This is a genomic window from Saccharopolyspora griseoalba, from assembly GCF_042665275.1.
In the GTDB taxonomy this organism is placed as follows: Bacteria; Actinomycetota; Actinomycetes; order Mycobacteriales; family Pseudonocardiaceae; genus Saccharopolyspora; species Saccharopolyspora griseoalba.
In genome coordinates this window covers 198198-208327 of the sequence record NZ_JBHTCJ010000011.1, presented here as the reverse complement: position 1 = coordinate 208327, position 10130 = coordinate 198198, and the positions used below count along the sequence as shown (strand labels likewise).

Sequence of the window (10130 nt, the reverse complement as noted above, 5' to 3'; positions counted from 1 at the left end):
GGCCCAGCAGGTCTTCGACCAGCTCCGCGAGGCCGGTATCGACCTCGACGACGTTTTCGCCGTGCTGGAGGCCGACGGAGTCCAGAAGTTCGAGAAGTCCTGGACCGAACTCCTCGACACCGTCGCCCAGCAGCTCGAGCAGGCCGAGTAAGGCCTCGTGGCAGCGCATCCGGGCCGGTGTGGCAGTTCGCCGCACCGGCCCGGATCGGCGAGAATCTGATCGAATCGCATACTCACGAGCCTGAAGGATCTTCATGGCAACCGATGTTTCTGTCCGTATTGCCGATGTGGCGCTGGAGGCCGAGGCTCGGCCGCTGGCCGAGCAACTGGCCGCTGACGCGGTTGCCGGCAAGCTCGCCGCCCAGGACGCCACGCTGTGGGGTCCCGACGCCGAACCGGAATCCTCGATCCGGCTCTCCTGGACGACGCTGCACGAGAGCTCCCGCCCGCTGCTGGCCGAGATCGACGCGCTGCGCGCCGAGCTGGAGGCCGAGGGCCTGGACCGCATCGTGCTCGCCGGCATGGGCGGCTCCTCCCTCGCACCAGAGGTCATCACCGGCACCGCCGGTGTCCCGCTGACGGTCCTCGACACCACCGACCCCGGCCAGGTCGCCGACGCGCTGGCCGGAGACCTGGAGAACACCGTGCTGGTGGTCTCCTCCAAGTCCGGCACCACCGTCGAGACCGACTCCCACCGCCGGATCTTCGAGGCGGCGTTCCGCGCGAACGGAATCGATCCTGTGAGCCGGATCATCGTGGTCACGGATCCGGGATCGCCGATGGAGGCCGCCGCCAAGGACGCCGGCTACCGCAAGGTCTTCACCGCCGACCCGCACGTGGGCGGCCGCTACTCCGCGCTGACCGCCTTCGGCCTGGTCCCGGCCGGACTGGCGGGCGCCGACATCGCCGCGCTGCTCGACGACGCCGCGGCCGCGTTCCCCGCGCTGAAGGCCGACCGGGCCGACAACCCGGCGATCCAGCTGGCCGCCGCGCTCGGCGCCGCGCACGCCAAGGGCGCCGAGAAGGTCGTCTTCGCCGACACCGGGTCGGGCATCGCCGGCTTCGGCGACTGGGTCGAGCAGCTCGTCGCCGAGTCCACCGGCAAGAACGGCACCGGCCTGCTGCCGGTCGTGGTGGACCGCCCCGAGTCGCCGGGCTTCGCCGACGCGGGCGGCGACGCCACCGCCGTCGCGATCGGCCCGGCCACCGACGCCGCGCGCATCGCGACCAACGGCCCGCTGGGCGGCCAGTTCCTGCTGTGGGAGTTCGCCACCGCGCTGGTCGGTCGCCTGCTGGGCATCAACCCCTTCGACCAGCCGGACGTGGAGGCCGCCAAGAAGGCCGCCCGCGCGCTGCTGGACGCGCCCACCGGTGCTCAGCAGTCCGCCCCGGCGCTGACCGAGGGCGCCGTCGAGGTCCACGCGAGCGGTGCGTGGTTCTCCGGTGCGAGCAACCTGGTCGAGGTGCTGCGCGCGTTCACCGGCGCCGCGCCGCAGGCCGGTTACCTCGCGGTGCAGGCCTACCTGGACCGCCTCGACGACGCGTCCGCCGCGGTGCTGCGCACCGAGCTGGCCAAGCGCACCGGGCTGCAGACCACCTTCGGCTGGGGTCCGCGGTTCCTGCACTCCACCGGCCAGTACCACAAGGGCGGCCACCAGAACGGCGCGTTCCTGCAGATCACCGGCGACGCCGAGGAGGATCTGGACGTTCCGGAACGGCCCTACGCGCTGTCCGGGCTGCAGCGCGCGCAGGCGCTGGGTGACGGCCAGGTCCTGGCCGATCACGGGCGCCCCGTGCTGCGGCTGCACCTCACCGATCGCGCGGCCGGACTGGTCCAGCTGGTCAAGGCCGCGCAGGAGCTGGAGGCTCGGCAGTGACTCCCGAATGGCAGAACCCGCTGCGGGATCCGCGGGACAAGCGGCTCCCCCGGATCGCGGGCCCGAGCGGACTGACGATCTTCGGCGTCACGGGTGACCTGTCCCGCAAGAAGCTGATGCCGGCGATCTACGACCTGGCCAACCGCGGTCTGCTGCCGCCCGGCTTCGCGCTGACCGGCTTCGCCCGGCGCGACTGGGCCGACCAGGACTTCGGCCAGGTCGTCTACGACGCGGTCAAGGAGAACGCGCGGACCCCGTTCCACCAGACGGTCTGGGACCGGCTGGCCGAGGGCATCCGGTTCGTGCCGGGCTCCTTCGACGACGACGCGTCGTTCGACCAGCTGGCCTCGACGATCAAGCAGCTCGACACCGAGCGCGGCACGGGCGGCAACCACGCCTTCTACCTGTCGGTGCCGCCCTCGGCGTTCCCGACCGTGCTCAAGCAGCTGTCCCGCTCGGGGCTGACCGAGCCGACCGACGACAACTGGCGGCGCGTGGTCATCGAGAAGCCCTTCGGGCACGACCTGCAGAGCGCCAAGGAGCTCAACCGCATCGTCAACGACGTCTTCCCCGAGGAGTCGGTGTTCCGCATCGACCACTACCTCGGCAAGGAGACGGTGCAGAACATCCTGGCGCTGCGCTTCGCCAACCAGCTGTTCGAGCCGTTGTGGAACGCCCACTACGTCGACCACGTGCAGATCACCATGGCCGAGGACATCGGCCTGGGCGGTCGCGCGGGCTACTACGACGGCATCGGCGCGGCGCGCGACGTCATCCAGAACCACCTGCTGCAGCTGATGGCGCTCACCGCGATGGAGGAGCCGGTCTCCTTCTCGCCGGACGACCTGCGCGCCGAGAAGATCAAGGTGCTCTCGGCGACCAAGCCGGTCGGGCCGTTCGACCAGACCACCGCGCGCGGTCAGTACACCGGCGGCTGGCAGGGCGGTTCCCTGGTGCCGGGCCTGCACGAGGAGGGCGGTTTCGCCTCCGACTCGATCACCGAGACCTACGCGGCGATGACCCTGGAGGTGGAGAGCCGCCGCTGGGCCGGCGTGCCGTTCTACCTGCGCACGGGCAAGCGGCTGGGCCGCAGGGTCACCGAGATCGCGGTGGTGTTCAAGCGGGCCCCGCACCTGCCGTTCGACTCCACCATGACCGAGGAGCTGGGTCAGAACGCCCTGGTCATCCGGGTGCAGCCGGACGAGGGCGTGACCATGCGCTTCGGCTCGAAGGTCCCGGGCACCTCGATGGAGGTGCGCGACGTGACCATGGACTTCGGCTACGGCCACGCCTTCACCGAGTCCTCCCCGGAGGCCTACGAGCGGCTGATCCTGGACGTGCTGCTGGGCGAGCCCTCGCTGTTCCCGGTCAACGAGGAAGTCGAGCTGTCCTGGGAGATCCTGGACCCGGTGCTCAAGCACTGGGAGGCCCGCGGCAAGCCCGAACCGTACAAGGCCGGTACCTGGGGTCCGTCGTCGGCGGACGAGATGCTGGCCCGCACCGGACGCGTCTGGAGGCGACCGTGATCATCGACCTGCCGTCGACCACCACTTCGAACGTCAACAAGAAGCTGGTGGAGCTGCGCGAGTCCGGTGGCGCGGTCGCGCTCGGCCGGGTGCTGACGCTGGTGATCGTCACCAGCGACGGCTCCGAGGTCGAGCAGGCCGTGCAGGCCGCCAACGACGCCAGCAGGGAGCACCCCTGCCGGGTGATCGTGGTCGCCAGCGGTGCGCGCCAGGCGGCGCCCCGGCTGGACGCCCAGATCCGCATCGGCGGTGACGCCGGTGCCTCCGAGGTCGTCGTGCTGCGGCTCTACGGCCCGCTGGCCGACGAGGGCGCCGGCGCGGTCGTGCCGCTGCTGCTGCCGGACGCCCCGGTGGTGGCCTACTGGCCCGGCCAGGCCCCGGAGATCCCGGCCAAGGACCCGATCGGGGCGCTGTCGCACCGCCGGATCACCGACGCCGCGGCCGAGCCGAACCCGATAGCCGCGCTGCACAAGCGGGTGAAGTCCTACGTCGCCGGCGACACCGACCTGGCCTGGACGCGCCTGACGTCCTGGCGGGCGATGCTGTCCTCGGCGATGGACCTGCCGCCGCACGAGGCCGTCACCGCGGCCACCGTGCGGGGTGCTGCGGACTCGCCGTCGACCGACCTGCTGGCCGCCTGGCTGGCGGACTGCCTGAACGTCGAGGTGCTGCGCGAGGACCACCCGCGCGAGGGCTCGGGCATCTACTCGGCGGTGCTGGAGCGGCCGTCGGGCAACATCGAGATCGTCCGCCCGGACGGCAAGGTCGGTTCGCTGACCCAGCCGGGCCAGCCGGACCGGCGGATCGCGCTGCAGCGCCGCGAGATCCGCGACTGCCTGAGCGAGGAGCTGCGGCGCCTCGACCCGGACGAGATCTACGAGGCCACCCTGGGCGGCCTGCACCGGATCTCCCGGGCCGCCGACCGGCCGGAGGCCGAGACCGATGCCGAGCAGCCCGCCGAGCAGGAGGGCGGCGAGGCCGGGAAGGGGAAGAAGTCGTGACCCAGCAGGTGCTGGTGCACCGGGGCGCCGAGGTGCTGGCCGCCGCGGCCGCGGCCCGGCTGATCACCCGGATCGCCGACGCGCAGGCCGCGCGCGGTTCGGCCTCGGTGGTGCTCACCGGTGGCCGCACCGGCATCGGCGTGCTCGAGCAGGTCCGCCGCTCCCCCGCGCTGGACGCGGTGGACTGGTCGGCCGTGGACGTCTACTGGGGCGACGAGCGGTTCCTGCCCTCCGGCGACCCGGAGCGCAACGAGACGCAGGCCCGGCAGGCGCTGCTGGACCACGTCGAGCTCGACCCGAACCGGGTGCACCCGATGGCTCCCTCGGACGGCAAGTTCGGCCAGGACGCCGACGCCGCGGCGGCGCACTACGCGGAGGTGCTGGCGGCGACCGCGGCCGCCGAGACCGACATCGCGGTGCCGCACTTCGACGTGCTGATGCTGGGCGTCGGCGAGGAGGGGCACACCGCCTCGCTGTTCCCGGAGACCCCGTACGTCGCCGAGGAGAGCAAGACGGTGGTGGGCGTGCACGACTGCCCGAAGCCGCCGCCGACCCGGATCTCGCTGACGCTGCCCGCGATCCGGGCGGCGTCCGAGGTGTGGCTGATGACCACCGGCAAGGCGAAGGCCGAGCCGATCGCCGCCGCGCTCGGCGGGGCGAAGCCGGTCGACATCCCCGCGGCGGGCGCCACCGGCCGCGAGCGCACCCTCTGGCTGCTCGACACCGACGCGGCCAGCGACCTGCCGTAACCGGCCACCGGACCGCGGAGGGCCTGGACTCGGAACGCGCGAGTCCAGGCCCTTCGCCGTCCGCGCGGCCTCACCCGGGCGGGCGCCGGCGGAACCGGCGACACCCCCGTTCGGTGAGCAGTTGACGCCAATCCCGCGCGTTGCCGGCCCGCGGGCGAGGTGTTCGCCCTAAGCTCGCGCTCGCCACGACCGCTGCGGCGAAGGGGACGTCATGGGGCCGCGGAAGACGCGCCGAATCGGCAGGTTGGGAGTCGCGCTGGCGATGGCCACCGCGTTGACCGGGCTACTCGCGGGCTCCGGCGCCGCCTCGCCGGAGTCGACCGAGATGCGCGGGGTGTGGATCGCGAGCGTGGCCAACACCGACTGGCCCACCGAGCCCGGCCTGTCCGCGCAGCAGCAGAAGGACGAGTACCGCGAGCTGCTGGACCAGGCCGCGGCCAACGAGATGAACGCGGTGTTCGTGCAGGTCCGCCCCAGCGCCGACGCGTTCTGGCCCTCGCCCCACGAGCCCTGGTCGCGCTACCTCACCGGCGAGCAGGGCGGGGACCCCGGCTACGACCCGATGCGGTTCCTGGTCGACGAGGCGCACGCCCGAGGTCTGCAGTTCCACGCCTGGTTCAACCCCTACCGGATCGGCGACCCGAGCGCGCTGACCCCGGACCACCCGGCCAACCAGCACCCGGAGTGGACCTTCGACTACGACGGCCAGCGCTACTACGACCCGGGCGTGCCGCAGGCGCGCGAGTTCGTCACCAACGCGATCATGGACGCCGTCCAGCGCTACGAGGTCGACGGCGTGCACCTGGACGACTACTTCTACCCCTACCCGGTCGACGGCGCGTCGATCCCCGACGAGCGCACGTTCGAGCTGCACGGCAAGGACTTCGACAACATCGAGGACTGGCGCCGCGACAACGTCAACGACCTGGTGTCCGAACTGGACCGCCGGGTGCACGAGGCGCGGCCGGACGCGCGCTTCGGGATCAGCCCGTTCGGGATCTGGCGCAACGCCTCCAGCGACCCCGCCGGGTCCGACACCAGCGGGCTGGAGTCGTACTCGGCGATCTACGCCGACACCCGCAGGTGGGTGCGCGAGGGCTGGGTGGACTACATCGCCCCGCAGGTCTACTGGCCGATCGGGCACGACTCCGCCGACTACGCCGCGCTGATCCCCTGGTGGTCGCGAACCGTCGCGGGCACCGGAGTGGAGCTCTACATCGGACAGGCCGCCTACAAGATGGGCGAGCAGGGCTGGAGCGACCCGGGACAGCTCAGCAGCCACCTGACCTTCAACGCGCGGCACCAGGTCTCCGGCGACATCTACTTCAGCGCCACCTCCCTGGCCACCAACGCGGCCGAGGCGATCGCCCGGGTCGTGGCCGACCACTACTGAGCCGCGGCGCCCGTTCCAGCGAGCCGGCCGAACACGGCACCGGAGGTCAGCCCGCTGCCGCCGGGGTAGTTGCCGGAGAAGAGCCCGCCGACCATCTCCCCGCAGGCGAACAGCCCGGGGATCGGGCGGCCGCCGGCGTCGAGCGCGCGGGCGCTGGGGTCGACGCGGATGCCGCCGAAGGTGAAGGTGATGCCGCAGCCCACGGCGTAGCCGTAGTAGGGCGGCGTGTCCAGCGCCTGCGCCCAGTTGGACTTGGGCGGGCGCACGCGCGCGGCGCGGCCGTCCTTGACCGCCGGGTCGAAGGGCGCGTCGGTGATGCCGGCGTTGAACTCCGCGACGGTGCGGGCCAGGCCGTCGGGATCGATGCCCAGCCGCGCGGCGAGCTCGTCGAGGGTGTCGGCCCGGGCCCCGGCGATCGGGCGCGAGTCGTACTCCTCGGCGCGCAGCAGCGGACGCGTCTTGGCGTCGAAGAGCTGGAACGCGCGGCCACCGGGCTGGCGCAGGATCTCGGCGCCGTACTTGGCGTAGGTGTAGTTGCGGAAGTCCGCGCCCTCGTCGACGAACCGCTCCCCGGCGTCGTTGACCACCACGCCGATGGGGTAGCTCTGCCGCGTGAGCCGGTTGGTCAGCTCGCGGTCGCCGCCCGCCCGGTCGGCGTCGGCATCCCAGGCGGTGCTGTGGCAGGTCGCGTAGTCGCCGTGCGGCGCAGCTCCGGCCGCGATCGCCAGCTCGATGACCTCACCGGTGTTGGTCGGCGTCCCGCGCACGTGCGCGCGCTCCCACTCGGGGCCGAGGTGGCGGGCGCGCCGCTGCGGGGAAGCCTCGAAACCGCCCGCGGCCAGCACGATCGCGCCGGTCGAGATCCGCTGCTCGCCCCCGGCGGTCCGGTAGGTCACGGCGTCGCGGCGCAGCCCGGAGACCTCGGCGCCGTAGCGGATCTCGACTCCGGCCGCGCGGGCGGCCGCGGTGTGCGCGGCGATCAGCCCCTTGCCGCCGCCGACGGTGCCGACGTGGAGGCCGCCGGAGAACACCCACTTCCCGCCGGAGAGGTAGGCCTGCCGCTCGTACATCAACCGCCAGCGCAGCCCCTTCCCGGCCAGCCACCGCACGGTCTCGGTGGACCGCGCGATCAGCGTCGCGGTCAGCTCCGGATCGCAGCGCCCCGAGGTCACCCGCTCCATGTCGGCGGCGAAGTCCTCGGCGGTGTAGGGCGGGACCACCGAGTGGGCGATCCGCTCGTCGGGCTCGATCAGGTCCAGGATCTCGTCGAGGTCGTCGAGGACGAACCGGAACGCGCCCGCGGTGTAGAACGAGTTCCCACCGGACTCGGCCTCCGGCGCCTTCTCCAGCACCAGCACTCGCGCCCCGCGCTCCGCGGCCGCGTGCGCCGCGCAGAACCCCGCGTTGCCACCACCGACGACCACGACGTCGAAATCGCTCATCTGCCCAACCTAGGCGCCCGAACGCGCGCGGAGCGCCTTCCCCCTTCATCAGCGGTCCCCGAGCTCTTGGCACTCGGGGACCGCTGGAGGCGGAAGGGACGGGGAGGTCACACCCGTTCGGCGAAGCGCTCGACCTGGGTGGTGGTGCCCGCGACGACGAGGATGTCGCCCTCCCCGATCTCGGTGTCGGCGGTGGCGTAGGTGAAGTCCGAGTCGGGGCGCTTGATGCCCACGACGGTGACGCCGTACTTCGAGCGCAGCTTGAGATCGCCCAGCGTGCGGCCGTGCGCCTCGGCGGGCGCGTGCGTCTTGATCAGCGCGTAGTGCTCGGCGAGCTCGATGTAGTCCAGCATCCGGCCGAACACCAGGTGCGCGACCCGCTCGCCCATCTCGTGCTCCGGCAGCACGACGTGGTGCGCGCCGACCCGCTGCAGGATGCGGCCGTGCTGCCTGCTGGTGGCCTTGGCCCAGATGTTGCCGATCTCGAAGTCGGCCAGCAGCGAGGTGGTCAGGATGCTGGCCTCCAGGTCGGTGCCGATGGCCACCACCGCGCGGTGGAACTGGTGCACCCCCAGCTGCTTGAGGCTCTCCCGGTCGGTGGTGTCGGCGACCGCGGTGTGGGTGATCTCGTCGGCGTGCCGCTGCACCACGTTGGGGCGCGAGTCGATGGCCAGCACCTCCGACCCGCGCCGCACGAGCTCGCCGGCCAGCGAGCTGCCGAACCGGCCCAGGCCGATGACCACGATCTGGTTCGCCGCGTCGTTCTTAGCCAACGATCGGTCGCTCCTCAGGTAGTTCGTAGCGCCTGCTGCGCTCCCGCAGCGCGAGCGCCGAGGCGAGGGTGATCGGGCCGAGCCTGCCGATGAACATCAGCCCGACCAGCAGCACCTGTCCGAGCGCGGGCAGGTCCCCGGTGATCCCGTGGACAGCCCGACGGTCGCGAACGCCGAGATGGCCTCGAACATGGTCTGCTCCAGCCCGAAGGGGGTGAGGGCCAGCAGCGCCAGCGTGGCGGCGACCACCGCGCCGACCCCGATCAGCACGATGGTCAGCGCCTGCCGCTGCACGGTGGTGGGCAGCTTGCGACCGAACACGTGCACGCTGGGCTCACCGCGGATCTCGGCGAAGATCACGAAGGCCAGCAGCGCGAAGGTGGTGACCTTGATCCCGCCCGCGGTGCCGGCGCTACCGCCGCCGATGAACATCAGGATGTCCTGCACCAGCAGCGAGCTGTGGTTCATGGCTCCGATGTCGACGCTGTTGAACCCGCCGGAACGCGGCATCAGCGCGGTGAAGAACCCGACCAGCAGCTTCGACGGCCAGGACATCGGTTGCAGCGTCTCCGGGTTGTTCCACTCCGCCACGGTGAGCGCCAACCAGCCCCCGACGATCAGCACACCGGTGGCCAGCAGGGTGACCCGCACGTGCATGTTCATCCGGTGCGGACCGCGCAACCGCCGGAACAGCTCGATCCACACCGGGAAGCCGAGCCCGCCGGCGAACACCGCCAGGCAGATCGGCAGCATCAGCCACGGGTCGGTGGCGTAGCGCATCAGGCTGTCGCTGTGCAGGGCGAAGCCGGCGTTGTTGAACGCCGAGACCGAGTGGAAGAGCCCTTCGTAGAGCGCTCGGCCCAGCGCGAGGTCGTACCCGATGATCAGTCGGCTGGTGAGCATGACCAGCACGACCGACTCGAACACGAAGCTGAGCAGCACGATGCCGCTGACCATCCGCCGCACGTCGCCGATTCCCAGGGCCTTGGTCTCGGCCTGGGCCGTCAGCCGCAGCCGCAGCCCGAAGCGGCGGAACATCAGCAGGCTCAGCGTGGAGGCGACCGTCATGATGCCCAGGCCGCCGAGCTGGATCAGCCCGAGGATGACCACCTCGCCCGCGGTCGACCAGTACGTGGGCGTGTCCACCACGATCAGACCCGTCACGCACACCGCGGAGGTCGAGGTGAACAGCGCGGTGACGAGGTCGGCGCCCTCGCCGGACTCGCTGGAGAAGGGCATCGCCAGCAGGGCGGTGCCGATGCCGATCAGACCCGAGAAGCCGAAGACGATGGGGAGCGCTGGCCGGCGCAGGACGACGGCCAGCGCTCGGTTCAGCCCCGGGTGGACACGCACGAGGAGGAACTGTACT

General features: G+C 71.9%; 9 protein-coding genes and 1 pseudogene. 6 read left to right on the top strand and 4 right to left on the bottom strand.

The window, feature by feature from the left end:
* The 6 genes and pseudogenes from ACFQRI_RS20655 to ACFQRI_RS20630 all read left to right on the top strand — a co-directional run.
* Positions 1-151: pseudogene (locus ACFQRI_RS20655) on the top strand (transaldolase); the annotation flags it as partial.
* 103 nt (positions 152-254) lie between these two features.
* Positions 255-1877 (top strand): glucose-6-phosphate isomerase, encoded by a 1623-nt coding sequence (locus ACFQRI_RS20650; protein WP_380671092.1) that lies wholly within the window; start codon positions 255-257, stop codon positions 1875-1877.
* The gene (gene zwf, locus ACFQRI_RS20645; RefSeq protein ID WP_380671090.1) at positions 1874-3403 is read left to right on the top strand and encodes a glucose-6-phosphate dehydrogenase; all 1530 of its coding nucleotides are present in this window, start codon (positions 1874-1876) and stop codon (positions 3401-3403) included. The genes ACFQRI_RS20650 and zwf overlap by 4 nt, the downstream gene beginning before the upstream one ends.
* Positions 3400-4404: a glucose-6-phosphate dehydrogenase assembly protein OpcA gene (locus ACFQRI_RS20640; RefSeq protein WP_380671088.1), complete on the top strand. Its 1005-nt coding sequence runs from the start codon at positions 3400-3402 to the stop codon at positions 4402-4404. Before zwf ends, ACFQRI_RS20640 begins: the two co-directional genes overlap by 4 nt.
* Positions 4401-5153 (top strand): 6-phosphogluconolactonase, encoded by a 753-nt coding sequence (pgl, locus tag ACFQRI_RS20635; RefSeq protein ID WP_380671086.1) that lies wholly within the window; start codon positions 4401-4403, stop codon positions 5151-5153. Before ACFQRI_RS20640 ends, pgl begins: the two co-directional genes overlap by 4 nt.
* 262 nt (positions 5154-5415) lie before the next feature.
* The gene (locus ACFQRI_RS20630) at positions 5416-6546 is read left to right on the top strand and encodes a glycoside hydrolase family 10-like protein (protein WP_380671084.1); all 1131 of its coding nucleotides are present in this window, start codon (positions 5416-5418) and stop codon (positions 6544-6546) included.
* Here ACFQRI_RS20630 and tcuA read toward each other — a convergent pair.
* The 4 genes from tcuA to ACFQRI_RS20610 form a co-directional block, all read right to left on the bottom strand.
* Positions 6540-7988 carry an FAD-dependent tricarballylate dehydrogenase TcuA gene (tcuA, locus tag ACFQRI_RS20625; RefSeq protein WP_380671082.1) on the bottom strand — a complete coding sequence of 483 codons (1449 nt, stop codon included), beginning with the start codon at positions 7986-7988 and terminating at the stop codon, positions 6540-6542. The two genes, ACFQRI_RS20630 and tcuA, sit on opposite strands and share 7 nt — an antisense overlap.
* 107 nt (positions 7989-8095) lie before the next feature.
* Positions 8096-8761 carry a potassium channel family protein gene (locus ACFQRI_RS20620; RefSeq protein WP_380671080.1) on the bottom strand — a complete coding sequence of 222 codons (666 nt, stop codon included), beginning with the start codon at positions 8759-8761 and terminating at the stop codon, positions 8096-8098.
* Positions 8754-8876, bottom strand: coding sequence for a hypothetical protein (locus ACFQRI_RS20615; protein ID WP_380671078.1), 123 nt, complete (start codon positions 8874-8876; stop codon positions 8754-8756). The genes ACFQRI_RS20620 and ACFQRI_RS20615 overlap by 8 nt, the downstream gene beginning before the upstream one ends.
* Positions 8858-10114: a TrkH family potassium uptake protein gene (locus tag ACFQRI_RS20610; RefSeq protein ID WP_380671076.1), complete on the bottom strand. Its 1257-nt coding sequence runs from the start codon at positions 10112-10114 to the stop codon at positions 8858-8860. The genes ACFQRI_RS20615 and ACFQRI_RS20610 overlap by 19 nt, the downstream gene beginning before the upstream one ends.
* Positions 10115-10130 lie beyond the last annotated feature (16 nt).

Bases quoted from the DNA above. Each gene is read 5' to 3' on its own strand.
- ACFQRI_RS20650 (WP_380671092.1), top strand. From the start codon at position 255: ATGGCAACCGATGTTTCTGTCCGTATTGCCGATGTGGCGCTGGAGGCC.
- ACFQRI_RS20630 (WP_380671084.1), top strand. From the start codon at position 5,416: ATGGCCACCGCGTTGACCGGGCTACTCGCGGGCTCCGGCGCCGCCTCG.
- tcuA (WP_380671082.1), bottom strand. From the start codon at position 7,988: ATGAGCGATTTCGACGTCGTGGTCGTCGGTGGTGGCAACGCGGGGTTC.